The 23,257-nt window shown below is 56.4% G+C and carries 21 protein-coding genes; 8 read left to right on the plus strand and 13 right to left on the minus strand.

Annotated features, from left to right (window positions below; all coding sequences use genetic code 11):
* Positions 1-5: 5 nt before the first annotated feature.
* The 4 genes from HALA3H3_RS12040 to HALA3H3_RS12055 all read right to left on the minus strand — a co-directional run bounded on the left by HALA3H3_RS12040 (position 6) and on the right by HALA3H3_RS12055 (position 6,263).
* The gene (locus HALA3H3_RS12040; RefSeq protein ID WP_022521861.1) at positions 6-1,412 is read right to left on the minus strand and encodes a hypothetical protein; all 1,407 of its coding nucleotides are present in this window, start codon (positions 1,410-1,412) and stop codon (positions 6-8) included.
* The gene (locus HALA3H3_RS12045; RefSeq protein ID WP_022521862.1) at positions 1,409-5,005 is read right to left on the minus strand and encodes a hypothetical protein; all 3,597 of its coding nucleotides are present in this window, start codon (positions 5,003-5,005) and stop codon (positions 1,409-1,411) included. Before HALA3H3_RS12045 ends, HALA3H3_RS12040 begins: the two co-directional genes overlap by 4 nt.
* Complete coding sequence (locus HALA3H3_RS12050) at positions 4,998-5,768, minus strand: hypothetical protein (RefSeq protein WP_022521863.1); 771 nt, start codon at positions 5,766-5,768, stop codon at positions 4,998-5,000. Before HALA3H3_RS12050 ends, HALA3H3_RS12045 begins: the two co-directional genes overlap by 8 nt.
* 126 nt (positions 5,769-5,894) lie before the next feature.
* Positions 5,895-6,263, minus strand: a complete 369-nt coding sequence (locus HALA3H3_RS12055) for a hypothetical protein (RefSeq protein ID WP_022521864.1) — start codon at positions 6,261-6,263, stop codon at positions 5,895-5,897.
* Between the two features lie 614 nt (positions 6,264-6,877).
* On the opposite strand from HALA3H3_RS12055, the gene HALA3H3_RS12060 reads away from it, so the two are divergent.
* Positions 6,878-7,885, plus strand: a complete 1,008-nt coding sequence (locus tag HALA3H3_RS12060; RefSeq protein WP_022521865.1) for a GlxA family transcriptional regulator — start codon at positions 6,878-6,880, stop codon at positions 7,883-7,885.
* A complete protein-coding gene (locus HALA3H3_RS12065) occupies positions 7,876-9,039 on the plus strand; it encodes an MFS transporter (protein ID WP_022521866.1) in 1,164 nt (387 codons plus the stop codon). The genes HALA3H3_RS12060 and HALA3H3_RS12065 overlap by 10 nt, the downstream gene beginning before the upstream one ends.
* On the opposite strand, the gene HALA3H3_RS12070 is transcribed toward HALA3H3_RS12065, so the two are convergent.
* Genes HALA3H3_RS12070 through HALA3H3_RS12090 form a run of 5 tightly spaced genes read right to left on the minus strand, consistent with a single transcriptional unit; the run spans position 9,036 to position 14,374 of the window.
* Entirely contained in the window at positions 9,036-9,482 is a 447-nt protein-coding gene (locus tag HALA3H3_RS12070) for a phosphatase domain-containing protein (RefSeq protein WP_022521867.1), read from the minus strand. The genes HALA3H3_RS12065 and HALA3H3_RS12070 overlap by 4 nt on opposite strands.
* A complete protein-coding gene (locus HALA3H3_RS12075) occupies positions 9,479-10,561 on the minus strand; it encodes an MBL fold metallo-hydrolase (RefSeq protein WP_022521868.1) in 1,083 nt (360 codons plus the stop codon). Before HALA3H3_RS12075 ends, HALA3H3_RS12070 begins: the two co-directional genes overlap by 4 nt.
* Positions 10,558-11,649 carry an ABC transporter ATP-binding protein gene (locus HALA3H3_RS12080; RefSeq protein ID WP_022521869.1) on the minus strand — a complete coding sequence of 364 codons (1,092 nt, stop codon included), beginning with the start codon at positions 11,647-11,649 and terminating at the stop codon, positions 10,558-10,560. Before HALA3H3_RS12080 ends, HALA3H3_RS12075 begins: the two co-directional genes overlap by 4 nt.
* The gene (locus tag HALA3H3_RS12085) at positions 11,637-13,367 is read right to left on the minus strand and encodes an ABC transporter permease (protein WP_022521870.1); all 1,731 of its coding nucleotides are present in this window, start codon (positions 13,365-13,367) and stop codon (positions 11,637-11,639) included. The genes HALA3H3_RS12080 and HALA3H3_RS12085 overlap by 13 nt, the downstream gene beginning before the upstream one ends.
* Before the next feature lie 2 nt (positions 13,368-13,369).
* Positions 13,370-14,374, minus strand: a complete 1,005-nt coding sequence (locus HALA3H3_RS12090) for an ABC transporter substrate-binding protein (protein ID WP_022521871.1) — start codon at positions 14,372-14,374, stop codon at positions 13,370-13,372.
* A gap of 134 nt (positions 14,375-14,508) precedes the next feature.
* On the opposite strand from HALA3H3_RS12090, the gene HALA3H3_RS12095 reads away from it, so the two are divergent.
* Complete coding sequence (locus HALA3H3_RS12095; RefSeq protein ID WP_022521872.1) at positions 14,509-15,261, plus strand: DeoR/GlpR family DNA-binding transcription regulator; 753 nt, start codon at positions 14,509-14,511, stop codon at positions 15,259-15,261.
* Positions 15,262-15,325: 64 nt separating this feature from the next.
* Entirely contained in the window at positions 15,326-15,592 is a 267-nt protein-coding gene (locus tag HALA3H3_RS12100; RefSeq protein WP_022521873.1) for a DksA/TraR family C4-type zinc finger protein, read from the plus strand.
* Between the two features lie 12 nt (positions 15,593-15,604).
* Here the strand turns inward: HALA3H3_RS12100 and HALA3H3_RS12105 are convergent, their stop codons facing one another.
* Positions 15,605-15,889 carry a YrhK family protein gene (locus HALA3H3_RS12105; protein ID WP_022521874.1) on the minus strand — a complete coding sequence of 95 codons (285 nt, stop codon included), beginning with the start codon at positions 15,887-15,889 and terminating at the stop codon, positions 15,605-15,607.
* A gap of 194 nt (positions 15,890-16,083) precedes the next feature.
* Between HALA3H3_RS12105 and HALA3H3_RS12110 the strand changes: the two genes are divergently transcribed.
* The 3 genes from HALA3H3_RS12110 to HALA3H3_RS12120 all read left to right on the plus strand — a co-directional run bounded on the left by HALA3H3_RS12110 (position 16,084) and on the right by HALA3H3_RS12120 (position 19,899).
* Positions 16,084-17,328 carry a GGDEF domain-containing protein gene (locus HALA3H3_RS12110; protein ID WP_022521875.1) on the plus strand — a complete coding sequence of 415 codons (1,245 nt, stop codon included), beginning with the start codon at positions 16,084-16,086 and terminating at the stop codon, positions 17,326-17,328.
* A 64-nt stretch (positions 17,329-17,392) separates the two neighbouring features.
* On the plus strand, positions 17,393-18,655 hold the full coding sequence (mtnK, locus tag HALA3H3_RS12115) for an S-methyl-5-thioribose kinase (protein ID WP_022521876.1): 1,263 nt from the start codon (positions 17,393-17,395) through the stop codon (positions 18,653-18,655).
* Between the two features lie 263 nt (positions 18,656-18,918).
* Entirely contained in the window at positions 18,919-19,899 is a 981-nt protein-coding gene (locus tag HALA3H3_RS12120; RefSeq protein WP_022521877.1) for an IS110 family RNA-guided transposase, read from the plus strand.
* A 393-nt stretch (positions 19,900-20,292) separates the two neighbouring features.
* On the opposite strand, the gene HALA3H3_RS12125 is transcribed toward HALA3H3_RS12120, so the two are convergent.
* Genes HALA3H3_RS12125 through mtnB form a run of 3 tightly spaced genes read right to left on the minus strand, consistent with a single transcriptional unit; the run spans position 20,293 to position 22,127 of the window.
* A complete protein-coding gene (locus HALA3H3_RS12125; protein ID WP_022521878.1) occupies positions 20,293-20,841 on the minus strand; it encodes a 1,2-dihydroxy-3-keto-5-methylthiopentene dioxygenase in 549 nt (182 codons plus the stop codon).
* A gap of 11 nt (positions 20,842-20,852) precedes the next feature.
* A complete protein-coding gene (mtnC, locus tag HALA3H3_RS12130) occupies positions 20,853-21,539 on the minus strand; it encodes an acireductone synthase (protein WP_022521879.1) in 687 nt (228 codons plus the stop codon).
* Positions 21,540-22,127, minus strand: a complete 588-nt coding sequence (gene mtnB, locus HALA3H3_RS12135; RefSeq protein WP_022521880.1) for a methylthioribulose 1-phosphate dehydratase — start codon at positions 22,125-22,127, stop codon at positions 21,540-21,542.
* Between the two features lie 102 nt (positions 22,128-22,229).
* Between mtnB and mtnA the strand changes: the two genes are divergently transcribed.
* Entirely contained in the window at positions 22,230-23,255 is a 1,026-nt protein-coding gene (mtnA, locus tag HALA3H3_RS12140) for an S-methyl-5-thioribose-1-phosphate isomerase (protein ID WP_022521881.1), read from the plus strand.
* The last annotated feature ends 2 nt before the right edge of the window (positions 23,256-23,257 follow it).

The raw sequence follows: 23,257 nt of genomic DNA on the forward strand, positions 1-23,257 counted from the left end.
AGCTCCTAAATCGTCGCGATCAGCGCCATGTGGTCGGAGGTGGATATAATGCGGCCGTAGTTGTTCCACTGCCTAAGAATGGCTTGATCGCTGGCCTCGTTACGGGTCTGGTCGATGATCCGATCAGGCGGGTTAGCGTAGCGCTGATCTGCCATCTGTACGGGCCAAGTGTAAAAGCCTGCTGGAGCGTTGTGCGGCGGCGGATTAACCTGTGCAAAGGGCTGCGGCACAATGCCGTTCATTACGCTGACTTCACCCATCGGGCCGCCAGCGGTCATGCCGAAACGAACCAAGATATTGTCGTAGGAATAGTCGCGAACCGATGAAGAACCTGACCCGATGATGCCGTATCCAGGATAAAAGTCCGCCGTATTGCTTACATACCAATAGGTTGCTTGGGCTAGGGTGCGCATGTGGGTGGCGAAATAACCTGTGTAACCGCTAAAGGTTTGCGGATCGGTTGGGTCGTAGGGTACGGGGGCGGGGACTGTGAGCGCCATTTGATAGCCAAGACCGGTCAGGTTGACATAGGAAGCTTCTTGCTGAAGTTGGTGCTGGGCCGCATTTTGAATGTTCTCTGTCAAATTTAGATTGAAGTCGCCAAGCACAACTTTAACTTGGTTCGCCGTTGGAGCTACGGCAACTTCAGCTAGCTGCGAAAGCTGCTGAATGAAAGTGCGTGCACGCCCCTTGTTGGCGGGGCCATGTACAGCGAATAAATCAATTTGACGGATAACTGTACCGGTGCCGTCCAGTTCCCCGAATGAGACTTGATAGGGCGTGCGGTTATTTCCAAAATTGACCACGTTTCCGGCATTTGGATAGCCAGGGGCTACGTGGAATGTTGTATTCGCGGCGCAGATATCTTCCTGAGCACCCGCGTTTGGCAGTGTGGCAGGAACTTGCCGGTTGGGTAGCACGCCAGCAAACATACCCGGGTAGGCCGCAGTGGCTGGAGCCGGAATTTGGTTCGGATCTACGGCTGGGCCCTGCGCTCCAGGCCAGATCCTAGGGCCAGCGAAAGCCAAATGGGTACTGTCGTAGTAGACTGCAACGGAGTCAGAGACGCCCGTCTGTAGGGGCGGCACCAGCATCCAGTGGTTGTTTCCAGTTGCCCCGCGAATGATATCCAGAAGATCGGTTGCGCCTTGCCCACCCAAACCATCGTCAAGCAACCCAGGGATGTTGTTTTGGGGTTGATGGAGGGTTGAAACTTCTAGAATTACCAAAATGTCCGGCGCTATAGCGATTCCGCCCGGATGAATTGGCATGAGGTTTGACGAGATATAGGATTGATGGCCCAGGGACATTTCAAATGGTTTCACACCGTAGATCGGATCATCGTTAAAGCCGATTGCTTGCAGCTTGGTGATGTCGAACTGATCAATATTCCAAACCATTACCCGGGTCATGACGATGTCTCCTTGTCCTGCGGCTGATCAGGTGCGTGGCCTATTTGCTTTGCTGGAGCCAACAATTTTTTCTGAGCCGCATCCTTGTCGATATAGGCGGCGTACCACCCCAAGGCACCGCTGCCTGTTGGGTCACCGAATAGGAAGAAGTTAATTGGGCTGGAGGGCAACTTCGCCAACCCGAGGAAGGAGAGTGCGATATTGTTGAGCCGCAATACGAAAGCCCGTTGGTCAGCGGTTATGGCCTCCTGGCGCAGCAGTAAGCTATCGATGGAAAGCTTCATGACTCCCTGAATGGAGAGAAGCTTGGCACCGGGCGCTGCGCCCGGCAGTTGCAGACCAACGAAGACCGCAGGGGCCGCCGCACCCTTGCCCGAGCTCGGCGCCCAGGCCAGTAGCATCTTTGAGGAGAAACCGGCAGCGGAGACTAGAGCTCCCGGCGTACCCATGCTCACCGTATAGCTGATGCCGTACCAGGGGCCGGAGATTGCCTGAACTTTCGGCTCGATGCCCACGGGAAGGTAGCCAAAGTCGATTGGTCGCTTGTCTTCCGCACCGGCGATAAAGCCTGAGACGCTGAGGGCAAGATCCTTGAACAGGCTATGGTCGCGCGCCTTGCTAGCACCCGCATCCAATCCGAGCCGTTCGGTCTCAAAGGTAAAGGTCACCGCATTGGGCGCATCAAGCGGCGAGCTCATAGCGATTTCCAGGCCCGAGAAGGCGAGGCCGCTCGGTGGGTCGTTGACCTTGGCACCCTCAGGCAGGCCGAAGGAGAGGAGGTCGACGTGACGAGTGGTATCGTTGTCGGCCACTGAAAGCTGGGCGAACTCGAAAATACCGTTCATTATAAAGCGGCTGCGGATAGTGCCGCTTTTATCCGTCGATAAAGTATTGAATACCACCCGCTGTAGCGCCAGGCTTGGCAATGCGCTGTTGTTCAGCTCGAACACATTGGTGTTGTTTTGTTCGAACACATAGACGGGAGTTGCCCCTTGGCGCTGGTAGCTGCCACGTAGCACCACCGCCGTCGCAGGCAGTTTACCAATTGAGCCGTAACCTTTGGTAACCGGCGACATAAACAACTGATTCATGGTGAGCTGAATACGGCTACGAAAGTCAGTCTGCGCGGCATTCTCGAACAGCGTCTGCAGCTGCAGCACGGTGAAGCCAAAGTCACCTTGGGTAGCGAGCGCCTGGGGCATCTCCGGATTGCCACCCGCAGCAACATAAGCTTGGTACTGGGGCAGTTGATAATCGATCAGGCCGAACAGGCTGCTTGGCACCTGCATGGTCACCTGGGTGCCGTCGACGCTCACCCGGCTGGCAGTTGCGCCGAAGTGATGCGCTTCGAAGCGAGAAAAATCGATGCCTGCCGTTAGTCCCTTGATTTGGTCGGGAAAGCCTGATGGATCCACCTTTGCCTTGAGGACGATAAAGCCTTGCCAGTTTGGATCCTGCACAATCCGGGCGAAGTTAGCGTAAAGCGTGTTGCTCCTTTCTTCTGCCTCTTTGATTCCTTCGTTTAGATAGGTTTGCAGATAGGACGAAAGCCCAGCCAGTGCAGTAGCGGCATCCCCCTGTCCAGTTAGCGAGAAGTCATCCACTCCGACCCACTGATTAGGATTTTTGACCCTTTCGGTCAATGCCCCATCGCAGTATTTTAGAATCAGGATATTGCTGTAGGCGGTAGTATTGAGGCTATCGCCAACCGCTGCCGTCATGCCCCAATCTGCGATGACCACATCACGCTCAAAGATAGCGGTGGCATTGGCTGGAGAAGGTTCACCAAGGTGCTTTGGATTGACGATGACGGCCAACAGTTGGTTGGTTTGGAAAAGGTTCTGTAAATCGGCATCGGGCTCGATAAAGCCAAAATCTACTTCGTCGGTTGCTGGCTTCTTCGCGTTCGACTTGGCCAAAAATATCTTCTGGTAGAGCGCCTCGGCCCCTCCCGCTGAGGCTGTGGCGATCTCGGCGTAAAGCCCCTGGGGGGTAGTCGATTGATGTGTCACATCGTGGGTGTTCGGTATTGCGCTGTTGTCCTTCGCCGCCCTAAGCTCGACCACGGCGCGGATACTGGACACCCTTAGTAGGGCTTTGCGCTCTGCACTCAGAATCTGGCTTTCGAAAGTACCGACCAGGTCGTCAGGGAAACCGTCGTTGTCCTTGGTCAGCCCGGCATAAGGTGCGAAGGGCAGCAGTAACTTTGCATTCGCTGGCTGAGCGATTGGCGACGGAGTTGGCAGCGGTGGAAGTACCGCAAGGGTGCCTGCTTTAGCACTTGCACCCGGAGCATATAGCGGGCTGCCTTGTGGCTGCGCTAGATAGGCTGCTGCACCTCTCGGGCCATTGATAATAGCGCCATGGCTAGTGGTGTAGTCTGTGATGAGCCGCTGCTTGGGAACGGCCGCGCCCGGATCGTCGAGACTGGCACTGGGGAAGGGGAAAACCGGCGCGTAGGCTGAGCAATTGGGTTGGAACTGTACCCGCTCGTAGGAGGCTCCGGCCTTGTAAGGGGCAATTTGAAACAGTTCCGAGCCGAACAGCCCAGGCAGCACCAGACCGGTACCGCCAGTACTGAAGGCATAGTCGCCAGCTGGCGCGAAGTAGACCTTCGAAAGTGGGCCACTCGCTCTACCACGAGATTGAAATACCAGCGCCCCGCAGTTCCTCACGGGTAGGCCATCTTCTCCGTAGCCACCTTGCGCCACCAGCCCGACCGGATTACCGTGCTTATCACGCAAGTAACTGGCTATATCGGTACCGTCGGCAAAGCCAAACAGGCTACGGTAAAGGCCAATGCTGGGGGCAGAGAGTGCGCCAGTATTTAGCTTATCCAGGGGGTCGATTGCGGCGGAAAAGCTGAGCGCGGGCAGTTCCTTGGTAACCTCGAATAATGGATATATTTGCCGCTGTTCAGCGCCCTTGCCATCAGCATAGAGATAGTGAAAGCCCGTCTCGAAATAGCTGATCGGACTCCACTTATTTGTCCGTGTCATTAATCCCTTAACGGTTAGACAGCCAGCGAGATCTCCCTGAAATGGAATGACCAGATCGCTCTCGGCCTCCGGTGCGCCGAAGCCATCGTCTGTGTTAAATGCAATCTGCTGCGCTCCGGATTGCCGGAATAGCAGCCCTTCGTCTCGCATCGTTAGCGTGACTTGGCGAGGGATCGATAGGGTAAGTTGGCCGAAATGTAAATTGTAATTGCTGGCTGTGGAAGTGGTGCTGAGGCCCTGGAAAAATGTGATTGTGGTCTCGTTTGGCGCTCCAAATGTCGGCGTTGCCGTGTCGGGCATCCACAACACCGCTGATCCGGTAAAGCGTTGCGGATTACCGATGCCGAACTTGTCATTCAGCCACTCCTGTACGGCAGTGATAAAGGTCTCAGCTTCAGCTTTGTTTTTTAGCGGTGGCGAGTCGGTCGAAAATAGGAAATAGCCCGCGTTGAAGGCTTCCGGCAAGCCCAAGGTGGCAGGGGGACTGCTATCGCCGCGGTAAATAAAGCCAACCCATCCAACTGTCTCTCTAGTTGGTTTTAGCGTATAGAGCGCGCTAGTGAAGTCTTGGGCAAAAAATGGCTCATCAGTCATGCGGATCTCCTTCGCGCGCTTCATCGGACACCCTTTGAGGGGCGGCGACTTGAGGCCAGGCGATGTTAGCCACCGAGGCTGAGACCTGTGTTTCCGGGGTGGTGGCGGTCTTAAAGAAACATTGCAGGAACAGCATGCCGGGCCCTATCTCGGTTGGCACAGCCAGGGTGATCTTCGCGCCCTTGGCTATGTGCAGGTTGCCGGCGCTGATCTCATCCGGGTAGACCTGCACCGGTGCGAGTTGGGTTGTCGTCATGGCGGCAACCGCGCTGCCTTGGAAGAGGAATTCGAAATTTGCCGTGTTGGCGGAGACTCCCCGCACAGTGGTATTGGCGGTGAGAGTAGCGTCGAGCTGGGTAACATAGTGGCCGACTACCGGCAGGCCTTTGGCCTGCCAAGAAGCGATATCGCCTTTAAAGCAAAAAGTTTGCCCCGACTGCGTGGCGCTGACGTCGGCCTCCAAAGAAGAGAAATGCGGTGCGGCCTTAAGCTCAAGCTTGATTTTTCCCGTTGCAGTGGCTTCATCGTTGGCGAGATTCAGGATCAGCTCCGGCTCCGTATAACCGAGCAGGTGCTTGCCCATTTCTCGGCCAGCCAGTGCTAGCTTAACAACGACCTGGCCCATACCAGGGGCGACTTTTGCTTCAATGGTGAGAGGCCCCGCGGTGGCTTGATACGGGGCTAGGGCGTTGAAAAATTCAATCACCTCATCTGTGCTGAGTGCACGAGGACGCCCATTCAGCAGTTTTTCGGCTTGCGTCATGACTGCAGATCCGATCATAGGTCGATAAACCCAGTCCGTGCGCCAAGGTGACGACAGCGCTACGCAGAGACTGCGCAAAGACTACGCTCTGGCATTTGAGCCAAAGCGTAGGCGTTGTGGTTAGGATTAATTCGCTGAGGAAAGCGGCCAGCTCGCAACAAGGGCGTTGAAAGGCACTGTACTCGTGGCCGTCTTGATCTTTAAGTTTGCCGCTACCGCCCCGTTCTGCATTGATGTTGGTATCGTCAGCGTAAAGGTGCCGCCTTCTTCGATGGTGATAGAGCCTGCCTTAATTTCGAAAGGGGTTGTAATCTCTGGAGCAAACTGAGTCATGGTGCCCGACCATAGCGTCATCGATCCATAAATAATCGATACTGTTGCGTTCTGACGGGAATCACCGCTCACGGTGGTGTCGATAGATACTTCTGGGGTGATTGAATAGCTGAATTTCAGCGGCGCGCTTGTCATCAGTTCAGCTGTCAGAGTATCGCTCATGGTATTTTCTCCCTAATATAGGCATAAGTTAAAGATCATTTATATGCAGGGCGACGCACTACTTTAGTGGTCTAAGTAAGTATTGGTTCATGGGATGAAAAGTGTCAACGTCAATCCAATTAAAAAGTATTATTTTTTACTATTTTATTTGGTTTTTCATATATGCTGTTGATTTTGTTTGAATTTTGTTTTTGTTAATAATAAGTGAAACATGCTGGTGATTGAAAGATCGTGATAATCAACAACTTAATATTTTTTCGGTATGGGATTTTATCTGCATGGTATTAAGTTATTGATTTTTGGCTTTGGACTTTCAGGTTGGTGAATAGTTAGCTTGTTAGTTAACCTTTGAGTTATAAGGTTGGGGCTATTGAATACGTCACCTGGCCGGCGTTGTGCCCTGACTATCTTGGAGTTTTCTTCAAGCATGTCTTAGTGAAGAGGCCTGATAGCAGGCGTTATGCGATGAACAGCACAGAGTTCGTGGGGATCCGTCAGCTTTTATAGATTTTTATAAAGATGTCCATATCGGTGGGGTAATAGTCCTTGCCGACATTGGGTGCAGCGCTGACACTCTCTCTAATGCTTCGATTCCCCGTTAGCGGAGAGAGACTGTGACTCGCCATGTTGCTCTATTTGCCTACCCCGACTGCCAACTGCTGGATGTCAGCGGCCCCTGGCAGGTGTTCGCCAGCGCCAATGCGCTAAGCCCCCAGCCGTTGTATCAGTTGACCCTGGTCGCCGATGCCGTCGGCCCGGTTGTCACCAACGGCGGCCTAGCCGTACATGCTACGCACACCTACCATCAACTTACTCATTTACTGCCCCTGGATACGCTGTTGGTGGCGGGCGGCAGTGGCGTGATGCAGCAGCGTGAAATAGCCGCAGTAACGCGGGTGCTTTGTGAGGTCGCCCCAGAGGTGAGGAGGCTCGGCTCTATCTGCTCCGGGGCATTTTTGTTAGCCGCTGCAGGGTTGCTGGATGGCTGCCGCGTCACCACTCATTGGCGCCATGCACCTCAACTGGCAGATGAGTACCCCGCACTAAGCGTCGAGCCCGATGCACTCTATATCGAAAGTAACGGCCGCTACACCAGCGCCGGTGTAACGGCGGGGATTGATTTGGCGCTTTCGCTGGTAGAAGCCGATCACGGTGCTGATCTGGCCGGTCGAGTGGCCCGTGAGCTAGTGGTGTTTTTGCAGCGCCCTGGTGGGCAGTCGCAGTTCAGCGAGATACTGCGACACCAACAAGAGGCGGGGCCGCTCCGCCGCCTGCTGGATCAGCTCCACGCCGACCCCAGCGTAGATCACGGGCTTGAGAGCATGGCCGATCTGATGGCGGTCTCCCCGCGCCATTTAACCCGGTTATTTAGGCGCTACTTAAATACCACCCCCGCTGCTTATCTAACCCAACTACGCCTCGAGCAAGCGCGCTTGGCGCTGCTCAACGGGCGCGAAAACGTATCCCTCGAGCGCCTGGCACAACGCTGGCGGCTGGGCGGCGCGGAGCAACTGCGCCGCCAGTTTCAGCGCTACTACGGCGTATCACCCTCGGTATATCGCCAGCGCTTTGCGTCTACCCATACAGATGATTCTATTCAGGAGAGAGTTTCATGCCTTTAACCGTCACCCTATTGTCGCTCTGCCAGGCGCTACTGGTTACCGGTAATGTTTTGCTGATTGCCGTCTCGCCGCTGATTGGGGCGTCTTTGGCGCCAAGTGCGTCATGGTCGACCGCGCCGGTCGCCACCCAGTGGCTGGGGCTGATGTGTGCCACCATTCCCGCCTCGTTAATTATGGCCAGACTGGGCCGAAAGCGCGGCTTTATACTGGGCAATATTTTGGGATTGGTGGGCGCACTGGTTGCCGTGCAGGCGCTGATTGGCGAGCGCTTTGGGCTGTTCTTGCTGTCGACCTGGCTAATCGGAATCGGCATTGGCTTTGGCCAGCTCTATCGCTTTGCCGCGGTGGAAGCCGCCCCCACGCCGATGCGTGACCGGGCGATTGGTTTGGTGATGGGTGGCGGTGTGTTAGCCGCGTTTGCCGGGCCATGGCTGGCCAGGGTGAGCCGTGAGCTGGGTGAGGTGCCGTTTCTGGGCAGCTTTGTGGGCTTGGCAGCGCTCTACGCACTGGCGTTAGTGGTGCTGATGCTGACGCAACTACCGCCTGCTTCCCGCACCCACGGCGAAGGCAATGCACTGCCGCTGGGTAAGATACTCCGCCAGCCTGGATTTATTGTGGCGGTGAGCGCGGCGATGGTCGGATACGGCGTGATGAATCTGGCTATGACCGCCACGCCGCTCGCCATGGCGGGGGCTGGACACCACTTTAACCATGTTTCAATGACCATTCAGTGGCACGTGGTAGCGATGTTTTTACCCTCGTTCTTTACTGGCCATTTGGTCACCCGCTTCGGTGCCAAACAAGTCATTGTGGCAGGCTGCCTGCTGCTGGTGGCAAGTGCCTTGGTCGCTCAGTTGGGTATCGGTTTAGCCGGTTTCAACGTGGCGCTGATTTTGCTGGGCTTGGGCTGGAATTTTACCTTTCTGCCCGCTACCGGGCTGCTCACTGAGAGCTACCGCCCGGTGGATAAAGCGCGCACCCAGGCCGCCAACGAGTTTTTAGTCTTTGGCACCGCTGCGATCACTGCGTTGCTCGCTGGGCCCTTGGTCAGCGGCTTAGGCTGGGCGACACTTAACCTACTGTTGATCCCTATCTCGCTGGTGCCCTTGGCGGTGCTGGTGTGGCAGCACCGAACCAAGCTGGCAAACGCTTAAAAATCCCCCGGCGCGCACTGCAGGCAAGTAAGCCCGAGCGCGCGCCACTGGGCGACCACGGCATCACGGTCATCCAGCACCAGCCAAGGCGTAAAGCCGTCGCTGCGCATTTGATTGAGTAGCGCGGCTTTTACTTCTTCATCATCTACATGGTCATCGCCCTCAGGGCGCAGGTACATGGCATCAAAGGGGATAGTGTGGCGCTCTAGCCAGCGTTGGGTATGCTCACGATGGCTGTCGGGGCGACCGCTACAAATCACGATCTGCTGGCCTTGGGCTTTCAGTATCTTGACCAGCTTGGCCACCGCTTCGATCACCGGCGCTTCGGCCATATGGGCAAAGAAGGGCTCCCACTGTTTTTGGCTGCCCAGCACCCAGTCACTGACCTGGTGGGGGTGAAACTCGGCTAAGGTGCCGTCAACATCAACAATTACTGCGGTCATGCAAAACTCCCTAAGCTGGAAAGGGTGACTAGACGTGAATGAGCAGATAAACGCTGGGCAGTGCAGAGGCGCTCGCCTAGTAGTCCATGCCAGGCATTCAATTCGTTATTGGCCAGCTGGGTAAATAGCGGCACCACTTGAGTGGCGCCCAACTGATCGGCAAGCGCCACCAGGTGCGACGCGCGTAGGTGAACATTCCAGCGCTGCCAGCTGATTTGGTCTGCCGCTAGCTCGGCGCGGCGATCAGGGGTCAGATAACCGGTGTGGAGCAGGTGGTGGTCGGGCCACTGTTCCGGCGTATCGCTCCGATCGCACATCAACATAAGGGTTGGCGGGCAAGCGTTTTGCCGCGCTAAAAGCGAGCGAATCGAGTGGTCGAGCCCAGGTCGACGCAGTGTTGCAGGCAGTGCCAATAGCGCGGCCAGGTTGTCGCGAATCACCGGGTCGATGGAGAGCGTTAACTGCCGCTGGTCAGCTTCTTCCGCCAGCCATAGTGCCATTTCCAGGGCACGGCCGGTTTCCGGCACTGGAAATGCCAGCGGCTGATAAAGATACTCACTAATGGCCTGTACACAATGTGCTTGGGGTTGGTCGTAGCTGCCGTAGGAGGCATCCAGTAGCGCAATAACCGCTTTCGGCGGAGTATCAAAAGGAAACAGTCGCGACTCAAAACAGGCGTCGCCGCTATAGTAAACACCGCCCCCTACCGCTAAATGTAGCCACACACCGCCTAGCGAGTGCCCCGCTTGGCCGGTGGTAACAATGATGCCTTCCACCTCTAGCGTGCCGCGTTCGGGCAGTGGGTGCCAGGGGCGGTTGTGAGGCAAGGCCTTGGCTACCAGTGGTGTGCAATAAAGTGGCACGTTCTCCGCTAGCTCGGCCACGCCGGCGATATGGTCGATATGGTCATGGCTGATCAGTACGGCATCCACATCCAGGTTGTTCGCCCAAGTAATGGTGTCATCCGAGTGGAGTGCACCGCCTGCATCTAGCAGTAGGCGTTTTCCCTGGGCTTCTACCACTATCGCAGCAGGCCCTTTGGCGCCTAAACCACTGAGAATCTCGATATTGACACTCATTGGTCGGGCTCCAGGCACCAACCCTGCTGAAGGTCGACGACAACCTGGCTACCCAGGTCAGGCGCGGTGTGGTGGTAGGCCAGCAGTGTTTCCCCGCTGGGCAGGCGCAGTGTGAGCTCATAGCGCTCGCCGCGGAAAATCACGCTTTCCACCTGTGCGGCAAGCTGGTTATGAGTGGGAGTCGCGGTGGAAAGGGGGGCTGCGCTGATCTGAATATGTTCCGGGCGAACCAGTACCGTTTGGGTGCGCTCGGGCTCGATGGCGTTGAGCCCGCGCATTAGGGCCGCGCTCTCAAGGCGCTTTCCAGGGTGACCGGCGGCGACCTTTAATTGGCTGCCCTGGCCGATAAAGCCTGCTACCCAGGCGGTTCTCGGCTGCCTGTAAAGGGTTTCAGGGGCGCCCCATTGAACCAGCTTGCCCGCTTTCATCACGGCGATTTTGTCTGCCAGCGCCATGGCTTCGGTTTGGTCGTGGGTGACATAGACCAGCGTGGCGCCAGTGCGCCGGTGAAAATCGCGGAAGCTGTGCTCCATGGTGGCGCGCAGGTGCCGGTCAAGGTTGGCCAGCGGCTCATCCAGCAGCACCACCGAAGGGTCGCTGACCAGGCAGCGCGCGAGAGCGACGCGTTGGCGCTGGCCTCCACTGAGGGCCTGGGGCATGCGATCGGCGTAGGCATCGAGCTCCACCAGGGCCAGGGCCTGCTGCACCCTGTGGTGGTACGCTGCCCCGCGCAGGCCGCGTAGCTTGACCGGGTAGCCGACGTTGTCAGCCACGCTCATATGCGGCCATAGCGCATAGGATTGGAACACCATGGCCATATTGCGCTGTTCAGGCGGCACATGGGTATCGGCGCTGGCCAGGGTGCGATTGGCTAATTGAATCGTACCATCGTTGATCGTTTCAAAGCCTGCCAGCATGCGTAGCATGGTGGTTTTGCCACAGCCACTGGGGCCGAGCAGAGCGACAAACTCGCCTGGATTGATCGTCAGCGACAGCGCATCAACTGCCGTCTGCTCGCCAAAGCGCTTGGTGACACGGTCGATCGTTAGCCCTGCTGTGTTTAACCCTGATGTGTCTAGCTCTGCCATGGAATGACTCCTTTGGGTAAACGCGGCGCCAGTAAACTGAGTGTCAGCATCAGCGAGGCGACCATGATCACCACCAGCACTGACACCGCAGAGGCCAGCACGCTTTCGCCGCCTTCGTCGAGGTTGAAAATCAGCACGCCGAGGGTTTCGTTACCGGCGCTCCATAGCAGGGCTGACACGGTCAGTTCGTTGACCGCCAGCAGAAACACCAGCAGGCCGCCTGCAAACAGCGCGGGTGCGACCAGGGGTAAAATAATGCTGCCCAGGCGCCGCCAGGGGCCTGCACCCGCGAGCTGTGCCGCCTCTTCAAGGGAAGGATCCAGCTGCGCCAGGCTGGCGGCGACGGGCTTAACGCAGACCACCAGAAAGCGCGCCAGGTAAGCGATAAAAATCAGCCCCAGGGTGCCGTAGAGCGCCACATTGATAATCGGCAGCGGGCGAACAAAGAGCAGGATGCAGGCAATGGCCAATACCACGCCGGGAAGCGCATAGGGAATCTCAATGGCACTGAGTACCACACCCCGCCAACGTTCCGGCAGGCGCTGTAGCCGGTAAGCCAATGGCAGACTGAGCAGCATCAGCACCACAGCCGCGCTGCCCGCCAGCCACAGACTGTTGTTCACCGCTCGCCATGTGGCGCCTTGGCGACCCACCACTTCGGCGTAAGCGTTCAGGGTGGCGGTCTCGGCGTTTAATGGCACGCCCATGGCGGGTACCAGCGAGCTGATGATCAGGGCAAGCAGCGGCGCGACCAGAATAATCAGTAAGATCCCGACGAGCGTGGCGGTCACCAGCGAGCGCCAGCTTCCCAGGGTGAAATCATGGGAGCGCCCACTATGGCCGCCCAGCCCGAAGCGGCTGCGATTCATCAATTGCTGCTGCAACGCCACCCCGGCCAATGCCAGTAAACCAATCAGCAAGGAGAGCGCAGCCATCTCTGCCAACACCCCGGTGCCAAAGTTGGCCATACGCTGGTAGATCAGTGTGGGCAGCACGTAATAGCCTGCGGGAATACCCAGCATGGCGGGGATGCCGAAGTTGCCGAGACTCGAGATAAACGCCATCGCGCCCCCGGCGATCAAGCCGCTACGGGTCACGGGTAGAATAATATGACCCCACACTTGGGTTTGTTTGGCGCCGCTAATGCGAGCGGCTTCAATAAGCTCTCGGGGTAGCGAAAGCAGGCTGGTGCGCAGGGCTAAAAACACCAGCGGTGCGCTCTGGATGCCCAGCAGTAAGGCGATACCTTCAGCGGAGTAGAGTGGTTGCGGGCTGCCCAGTGGGGGCGCCAAGCCTATGCTTTTCAGTAGCGGGCTGGCCGGACCAAAGAGCTGCAGCCAGCTCAAGGCGGTAACCTGGGGCGGAATCATCATTGGCAGCATAAAGCAGAACACCAGCCACGATTTTCCGCGCACATTGGTGAGCGTGATGGCAAAGGCGAACAGGCTACCCAGGATCAGGGCGATCAGCATGCCGAGCCCCGATGTATACAGGCTATGCCAGAGTGCTCGCCAAGTGCTGGCACTGCTGAGCACCTGCCACAGCGGTGACTGGCGGCCCTGAGCAAGATCGCTCAACGCCTCCATCAGCAGACGCAGGCTGGGTGCCAGGCTCAACAGTACAATGGCGATCAGCAGGCTTGAAAGCAGCCAGCGGTGCTGGCTGCCGTACTTGTTGTCGCTGCCGTACTTATTGTCATAGTTGAGAGCGGACGTCATGATTACCCGCCGAAGAGGTCACTAAAACGCTGTTTAAGCTCTTCTTCCTGCGCCAATGCCTGCTCGGTATCAACCGGCATCAGGGTAATACTATCGCGCTCGGGGAAGCCTTCCGGTGGGGTAACGTCGTTGTGAGCAGGCAGATAGCCTTGCTGGCTGACCAGCTCCTGACCCTGCTGGGAAAGCACAAAATCAACAAACTTTTGCGCGGTATCGACATTCTCTGCGCCTTGCATAATGGCGACCGGCTCGGTCACCGCGCTTACGCCCTCTTCCGGGAACACGAATTCGACCGGCGAGCCTTTGGCTGCTTCACGAATTGGCAGGAAATCCACCACGATGCCGTAGGGCTTGGTGCCCGCGGCCACGGCGTTAAATACGCCGCCATTGCCGCCCTGGGCTTCGGTGCGGTTTTCATGAAGCGCTTCGTAATACGCCATGCCAAGGTCAGGGTTGGCAGTGATCGCCGCCATATGTATCAGTGCCGCGCCGGAGTAAAGCGGACTAGGCATGGTGACCAACCCTTCGTAGTCAGGCCCCAGCAGGTCTTGCCAGCTCTGCGGCTGATGCTCGGCGCCGGTGTTATAGACAATCCCGGTGGTGATCAGCTTGGTGCCGTAGTAGTAGCCTTCTGGGTCATACAGGTCGGCGTCATAGGCCTGGCGCTCATCGCTTAGGTAAGGCTGTAAATGGCCCTCTTGCTTAAGTGATTCCATGGTCATGCTGTCGGCAATCAGCAGCACGTCAGGGTTGCTCACCCCGGCTGAAAGTTCCGAGCGCAGCCGGGTCATCAAGCGCGTGGTACCGTCGCGTACCCACTCCACTTCAATATCAGGATAGGCTGCTTCAAAGGCGTCAACGGTTTGCTGTGCATCGCTATTGGGCTGGCTGGTGTAGAGCGTTAGCGTTTCGTTCGCCGCTACCTGAGCCGAAAGAGAAAAGCTGGCTACCGCGACGGCAGTAGTAAGGGCAGATGTCGGAATAGATAACAGGGGGCGCTTCAACATGGGTAAACCTCCAGTGAGTGAACCCCACCTAAGCTACTGTCATCTGCTTACAACAAAGTGACACTATGCTTTCGTTCAACATTTTGTGGCTTTCGTTTGCTGCACTTTTTGCTTTCGTTGTGCCGAGAGGGGTTATGCGCCAGTTCGAACGTCGACAACAGCTGTTACAGCGAATCCACTCACAAGGGCGCCAGTCGGTAGACAGCCTGGCAGGCGAGTTTGGGGTTTCTGTGCAAACCCTGCGTGGGGATATTCGCCACCTGGCTGATAAAGGCCTGGTGCTGCGCCGCCAAGGGGAAGTGCTGCCGTTTCCCGAGCAGGAAAATATCGGCTACGACCAGCGTCAGATCGTTAACGTGGCGGGTAAACGGCAGATCGCGGCGCGGGCAGCGAGCTTGGTACAGGATCATCAAGCACTGTTCTTAGGCACGGGCACCACGGTTGAGCAGTTGGCCGATGCGCTGAGTGATAAGCAAGGCCTGCATATCATGACCAATAACCTGCATGCGCTGATTAAGCTGTGCCAGTTGAGGTGTGAGTTAGTAGTAGCCGGTGGGCGAGTGCGTCGTCGCGACCAGGATGTGATTGGCGGCGATGCCTGGCGCTTTTTTCAACGCTACCGTGCCGATGTGGGGATTGTGTCGGTGGGGGGAATGGATAGCCATGGCCAGCTTTATGACTACAACGACGACGAAGTGATGGCCCGTGAGGCGCTGTTGGCCCATGCCGGTTATCGTGTGTTAGTGCTGGATAAAACCAAGTTCGACCTGCCACTACGCTGCGCTGCGGGTCAACTGGGGGATTATGATGCCGTGGTGACCGATGTGCCGCTGCCAGACAGACTACGCAGCCCGCTGGCTGCCCAAGGCGTTCGGTTTTTGGGCTAACGGTGCACGCTTCTCGTTACTGCTATGCTGATAGATTGCTAGTGCCGAAGCGAGGAGTGCGATTATGGCAGGTGGATGGGCAAAAGATGGCGCCGAACAAGAGCAGATGGAAAGCACGCTAGAGGATGCGGTGCAGCGTGCGCGTAGCCAGTTGCCCCGCGGCGAAAGTCTTGAGGTTTGCGAAGAGTGTGGCAATCCCATTCCTGAACCGCGCCGTAAAGCGATTCCGGGCGTTAGACTGTGTGTGGTGTGTCAGGGTGAATTGGACAAAAAGCAGTCGGCCTATAGTGGCTACAACCGTCGTGGTAGTAAAGATAGCCAACTGCGTTGAACGGGCTTGTGTCTAAGCGTCCTGGTCGGTGTCCGGCAACTGCTTAAAATAGACATAGCGGTGAAGGCGAATCGCTGGGCGAATCAGCAGTTGGATGCTACCTATCACAAACAGCCACACGCCGACAGTTTGAACCGCACCCTGGTAAAAAAAGCAGACACTGCCGATCGTAAACCAAATGCCCAGCATAAAGTCGTTGATCATGCTAAGCACCTCATAGCGTTGGTGCACAACGAGTTCGCGATGCCCAATGATGAAAGTCCAGTCGTTAGTCACCGGATCCTGTTGGCGCTGCATCATTAGTCTCCTGGTTGAATGTTCAATTAATGAAAATTGGGATGAGTTTCGTTTAACATGTGTACCAATATTCATTTTAACTAAACGCTATTGTGGCACACTATCGTCGTACTCAAAGGTAGTATTAGGCTTCTGATGTTCATTGATGATACATGAAAGCCACAAGTAACCGGGTGAGGCATTGAGGGCGAGTAATGATCAATGACACGCTGCTGACAGCGGTGGAAGATGAGTTGCGTAGAGGGCCTTGGCGGTTACGTTTTGCTGATGAAGTGGAAGCAAGGTTTGAAGAAGATACTCAGCGCCAACGTAGCCGTAGCATGGTCATGGCAGGGTTGATATCGGCGATCATCTACTGCTTGTTTTTGATCAACGACCACAGCTTTCGACCGGATACTTTCACCACCGCGCTAGCGTTAAGGGTGGGGGTAATGCTGCCTTTTGGTATGCCAATTCTGTGGTGGGTTTACCGTGGTGTGTCTCCAGCCCAACGTGAAACGTTAATGGCGAGTACGGTGATCGTTGCTACGGTGATTTCATGTTTGATCTTGGTGGAATCCACCGTTCCTTACTCTTACCTGGATGTTTTCTCTTTCGGCCTTATTTTGCTGGTGGGTAATATTGTTTACTCACTGCGGTTTAACTATGCCTGCGTCTCATCTGCCATTTGTATATTTATAATACTGCTTTTTGTTCTATCTTATGACCCCATGCCGCCAGAGGCGAAGCGGCTAGCAATATTTACTATTATCGCTCAGACGCTGTTTACGTTAGTGGCCAACTATCGTTTCGAGCAGAGCGAGCGAACCTCCTACTTGCATGTATTGAAAGAAAAGCTCCGCGCTGGCTATTACTTAAAAGATAACCAGGAACTGTCGCGCATGTCGGTGACTGATCCTTTAACCAATCTTGCCAACCGGCGCCAGTTCGATACGGTTTTTCCTGTGCGCTGGCAGGAGGCTACCGATAAAGGCCTTTGTTTAGGGCTGATGGTGATCGATATCGATCATTTCAAAGCTTACAACGACTACTATGGGCATCCTCAGGGTGACGAGTGCTTGCGCCAAGTCGCTACTGCCATGCAGGCCAATAGCCGTGATGCCGATTTAGTGGTGCGTTTTGGCGGTGAAGAGTTTGTAGTGCTAATAGCCAATGCATCGCCTGAGGCGGCAAAACCGGCGGCCGAGCGCATTCGGTGCAACGTGGAGGCCTTGGAAATTCCTAATCACGGTGTCTCGGCGCAAAGCGTTGTTACCGTTAGCGTTGGCGTTGCAGTACTCTACCCGAAAGTTAGCCTTGCCCCAGCCGAACTATTATCCCAGGCAGATGACGCGCTTTATGAAGCCAAGCGGCAAGGCCGCAACCGTGTATGGGTGGCTAGTGCGATTGATTCATCATCTGGCGATAATGCTATTGATGGCTTAAGCGTATCAGCCTAGTCGCGGAGATTAACGGGCCAACTGGCGGCTAGCCAAACACGTAAACGTTTGTGAGGAGAGAACTGTGGAGATTGATCAACATTACCGCGCGCTAAGCGTTGACACTCTATCCCAGCGGCTTGGTGATGTTGAGGCGGTGGTTAGACGCGTGGGCGAAGAACCCGCGAGCTGGAACATTCGCGAGGTGGGTGACGGCAACCTCAACCTAGTGTTTATCGTCTCCGGTGACGCGGGCAGTGTAGTGGTTAAGCAGGCGCTTCCCTATGTACGTATGGTCGGCGAGAGTTGGCCGTTGCCGGTCTATCGTGCCCACTTTGAGTACTACGCCTTGGTGCGTCAGGCCAAGCGTGCACCGGGCATTGCCCCTGAAGTCTACTACTTCGACAAGCCCCAGGCGCTGTTTGTGATGGAGTATCTGCACCCCCACACTATCTTGCGCCGTAAGTTGATCAACGGTGAGCGAGTCGCTCGACTTGGCGAAACCATCGGCAAGTTTTGTGCCCGCACGGCGTTTCGTGGCTCAGAGCTTTCGTTGAGTAGCCCAGAGAAAAAGGCGGACGTGGGGCTGTTTTCCGGCAATGTAGCGATTCCTGCCATCACCGAATCACTGGTATTTACCGATCCTTATTACGGCGCTGAAATGAATCACCACACCCCGGAGCTTTCACCGGTGGTGGACGAATTGCGTCGTAACGCGCGTTTAAAGGCCAGAGTACAGCGGCTGTTGATGAAGTTCACCGCGAACACCGAAACCATGCTGCACGGTGATTTGCACTCCGGCTCGATCATGGCCACGGATACCGACGTGCGGGTCATTGACCCCGAGTTTTCCCAGTACGGGCCGATGGCTTTTGACCTGGGTATGGCGGTGGCCAACTTCCTGATGGCCTACTTCAGCCAGCCCGCTCACCGTCAAGAAGGTGAGCTTGATGAGTATCAGGCGTGGATCCTTGATGTGGTCGATGCGTGCTTTAGCCACTTTGATGCCGAGTTCCGCCACCTGTGGCAAACCGAGCGGACGGGCATTCTATTTCCCAAATCGCTGTTTGAAGAGCAGGGCAATAGCGCCGACGACGCTTGTGATGCGCTACTGGAAGAGATTCGCCTGGATGCGCTGGCCTACTGCGGCATCGAAATGCACCGCCGGGTTTTATCGCTGGCCCACAACGCCGATTTCGAAGAGATTGAAGACACCGCGCTGCGCGCCAAGCTTGAAGCGCGCAATGTGCTGATGGGCCAAACGCTGATTATGGAGCCGGAAGCCTATAGTGACCTTACCGCGCTGGCGGATTTAGCCAGGGCGTATAACCAGCAAGAGGTGTTGTAAACGCCTGCCCCGTAGCGCGGCGTAACGAATCTCGCGAGGAACGAGCGTATGAGGCACCCGCGACGGCGGCGCCAGCCGCCTGGATAATGCCTCCGCGCCTGATCCGGCCTCGGCGTCACCTTCGGCACCGCTAGCGCGCTGCTTCGCGGGTGCGCTGGCGCTTACGCAATGGGATGGACTCCTCCTCACCCTACTCCGGCGTCAGTGCGCCATACTGGTAGGTGGTTTGAAAACTATCAGCTTGAGAGTCAGGAGAAGCCCATATGAACATTAGCCGAGTTGGTGTGGATATCGCAAAGTCTGTCTTTCACGTACATGGCGTTGACCGGCATGAGAAGCCTCAATGGCGAGGTAAATATACCCGGGCCAAGTGGCTGGAGGCTGTCTGTCGGCGCGTTCCTCAAGGCGCCACCATCGGCATGGAAGCATGTGCAGCGGCGCATTATTGGGCGCGCGAACTTCAAGCGCGTGGCTACCATGTGAAGCTCATTGCGGCCCAATTCGTGAAGCCTTACGTTAAAACGAATAAAAATGATCGGGCAGATGCTGAAGCGATTTGTGAAGCATTAGGCCGTCCCACGATGCGCTTCGTGGCCGTCAAAACCGTTGATCAACAGGACAGCCAGGCCACCCACCGGATCCGTGAAGAGCTGATTAGCCAGCGCACAGCGAAGGCCAATCAAATCCGTGGCCTCATCGGTGAGTATGGGTTTATTGCCCCCACCGGTATTCAGCAGTTACGGCGGGCGCTGCCTCTTTGGCTGGAGGATGCCACCAACGGGCTCAGTGACCGCTTTCGCCGCCTATTGGCCGACTTAGCGGATGACTTACGTTATTTAGACGAGCGTGTTGCGCAGTTAACGTCCGCCATTGAAACGCATGCCAACACCGACCCGGTTGCCAAGCGCTTGATGACCCTCCGCGGCATTGGCCCCATCACCGCCAGTGCCTTATCGGGTGTGCTGGGTGACGGCGCTATATACAAGCGAGGACGCGACTTTGCCGCCTCGTTAGGGCTGACCCCGCGTCAACATAGCACGGGCGGACGAGAGCGCCTGTTGGGGATCAGTAAACGTGGCAATAGTTACTTACGCAAGCTGCTGGTACATGGCGCCCGCGCCGTCCTTCGTTATGCGGTGAAAAAAGACGACGGACTCAGCCAGTGGATCAAGCACCTTGCCGTGCGCAAACATCGCAACGTGGCGATCGTGGCTCTCGCCAATAAGACAGCGCGTATGGCGTAGGCCGTCACACGTTACGAGGTCCCGTATAACCCTGAGTTGTCCGCCGCCGCTTAAGCAGGCGACGCGACCATCAATGTTGAACCTTTAACCGGTGTTCCTACCGCCCCGACTGCACCACCAAAAGAGAGATGGCGAACAGGTCGAACCGACGTCGGGCCATACCGTGTAGCGCGTAGAGCCATAGAGCTCGTTTACGCTGAGGGTACCCGACGTGCGAATAGCCCATTAAGGTCCGATGCCCACACGTTAGGCATCTTTTACGAGACCGGATATACGCTAGCAGTCGACCGTGCCGCTATGACCTTTTGTGCTTGCAGACGAGGAGGAGTCCATATACGCGCTACAGCTGCTTCCCACCTTTCACCTTACGATTTACCCCTCACTCCTCACCATTTACAACTGATCCAGGCGATCGAACTTCCCGGCGATATCGCTTTCGGTCCAGTGGGGTACCCAGCCTTCCACATTATCGAAGAAGCGCAGCGCAGTGAATTCTGGCGCAGGGCCCATATCGAACCAATGGGGCGTGTTGGTGGGTACGCTGATCAGGTCATTGCGGGTGCACAGCACCTGATACACCTTGTCATCGATGTGCAGACAAAATAGCCCTTGTCCTTTGACGAAGAAACGCACTTCATCTTCATGATGGCGGTGCTCGTTTAGGAACTTCTGCCGCATGGCGTCTTTGTCTGGGTGCGTGGGCACCATATGCAACACATCAACGGTTTGATAGCCGCCTATGGCTTTGACGCGGTCGATGTCGTCTTGATAAAGCGCCAAAATATCTTCCTGGGTGGCGTCGTCGGCAATTTCGCCCGGCGCTGCCCACCGCTCAAACAGCACGCCCACCTTGTTTAGCTCAGCGCTAATCTGCTCGCCGTCGGTGGTGTCGATCAGGGCATCGTTAGGGTTCTGATCAGCAAATACTTTTAGTTGCGACATCGTAGGTTCTCCTAAAGCGCAATTTCATCAAAGCGAGTAACGCAAGCATGGGTGTTGCCCGCCTGTGTGCCTTCACGCACCAACTGCAGGGTTTGCATGCCTGCCTGTTTGGCGGCGTCCAGTTCTTCGACCACGTCCGACAAGAACAGCACCGCTGCTGGCGGCAGGTCAAGCTCGGTGACAATGCGATGGTAAGCGGCAGCCTCACGTTTATGACCAATATGGGTATCAAAGTAGCCGCTAAACAGCGGGGTTAGATCGCCCGCATCGCTATAGCCAAACAGCAGCTTCTGCGCCTGCACCGAGCCGGACGAGTAGACGTACAGCGCCTTGCCCAAGTCTTTCCACTGGCGCAGTGCCGGTGCTACATCGCTATAGAGATGGCCTTTAAAGTCGCCGCGCTGGTAGCCATCGGCCCACACCATACCTTGCAGTGCTTTCAGCGGAGTAACTTTTTGGTCAGTCTCGATCCAGTGCAGCAATTGGTCGATCACTGCCTCCAGGGGGGCGTTAGGGGCGTCCATTTCACTGCGCACGGCATCAATCTGCTCGGCAACTGCAGGTGTGTCTGCATTCGCAAGTAGAAAGTCGGGCAACTTGGCGTGGGCGTAGGGAAAAAGCACCTTATGGACGAAGTTAATGTCCGTGGTGGTGCCTTCAATATCGGTCACAATGGCGCGAACAGTTGAATTACTCATTTAAGACCACCGACTCTCTTCAAGAACACAGGCAAGTAAAAACTCAATCGCTTCCAGGTGGCGGCGGCAACTGGCAATGCTATCGCCCACGGCATAAATGCCATGCCCTGCGACCAAAAAGCCCCAGGGCATCGGCCAGCCGAGGCGCACATGCCTGGCCAGCTCCACCATATCCTGTTCGTTAGGTATGACCGGTAATCGAATAGTAGCTTCGTGGGTCACATTGCCTGTCAGCGCTTTTTGCATTTCAAAGCCGCTCAATTCGATCCCTTCCGGAAAGCGCCGCGACAGTACGGTGCTGGCTACCGTATGCACGTGCAGTACACAAGCAATCTTCGGTTCATAGCGATAAAGAGCTGCATGCAAGTCGCTTTCTGCGCTCGGCTTACCATCACCTGATAGCACCTTGCCATCCAGGTTGCAGAGCAAGAGGTCATCGGCCTGAATGCGGGTTTTATCGCGGCCAGAAGCGGTGACAAGATAGCCCGCCTCGGTCCGGGCGGAAAAGTTACCGCCAGTGGCTGGCGTCCAGCCTTGCTGCGCCGCCCATGAAATGGCGGCCAGCAGTTCAGTTTGTAGCGTCATCATAGGATCTGCGCCGCCTCTTCTAGTGGCAGCCATTCTATATGATAAGCTTCGCGGCTGATAAGCCGTGTAGCTGTTCCGATCAAGTGCTCAAGGAGTCCATCGATGCCTCATCTTCAATCACGCAGTTTGCGGATCTATGCCGACCACCTTGAGTATTTGGATCAAACCCAACTGCCCCAGGCGGAGCAGTGGGTGCGCTGTGACTCGCCAGAAGAGTGGCAGCATGCGGTGAAAAGCCTGGCGATTCGCGGGGCGCCGCTGATTGGTTTGAGCGCCGCCTTTGTGCTGTCCCAATACGCCGCCCGCCATCCACAAAGTGATTGGCAGTTGGTAAGTGATCGCTTACGCGCCACGCGCCCCACGGCAGTTAACTTAATGTACTGCCTGGATGCCATGGAAGCCTGCTTTGAGCAAGGCGTCAACGCCCTGGCCGAACGTGCCGCTGAACTGTTTTCAGAAGACCGCGCGCTGTGCCAACGCATGGCTGAGCGGGGTGCTGACTTGCTGAAAACGGGTGACCGTGTGCTGACCCACTGCAATACTGGCGCGCTGGCGACCGCCGGGGTGGGGACGGCCATTGGTGCGCTGGCAGTGGCCAAGCAGCGCGGTGTAGAGCTGCATGTGTTTGTGGATGAAACCCGCCCGCTGCTGCAAGGCGGCCGTTTAACCGCCTGGGAAATGGCCGATCTGGGCATTCCCTACCAACTGATTACCGACAGCATGGCCGCCAGCCTGATGGCCGCGGGCAAGGTAGATAAAGTGATGGTGGGTGCCGACCGTATCTGCGCCAACGGCGACTTTGCCAATAAAGTGGGTACTTACATGCTGGCGGTGATCGCTCACTACCACCAGGTGCCGTTCTATGTGGTGGCTCCCTACACTACGGTTGATCCCGCTTGTGCTACTGGTGCGGACATTCCTATTGAACAGCGCGACCCCGCTGAGATCCGCGGCGTCGCTGGCGCCTTTGGTGAGGTTACCTGGGCACCCGATAATGCACCGGTATGGAACCCCGCCTTTGACGTCACTCCCGCCAAGCTCGTGACGGCTTGGGTGTTGGATACCGGCGTATTTGATGCCGCCGCGATAGCACGCGGCGAACACTGCCTGGGGCGCGGCGAAAGTTAATC

The sequence above is a fragment of the Halomonas sp. A3H3 genome, from assembly GCF_000982975.1.
Taxonomy (GTDB): domain Bacteria; phylum Pseudomonadota; class Gammaproteobacteria; order Pseudomonadales; family Halomonadaceae; genus Vreelandella; species Vreelandella titanicae.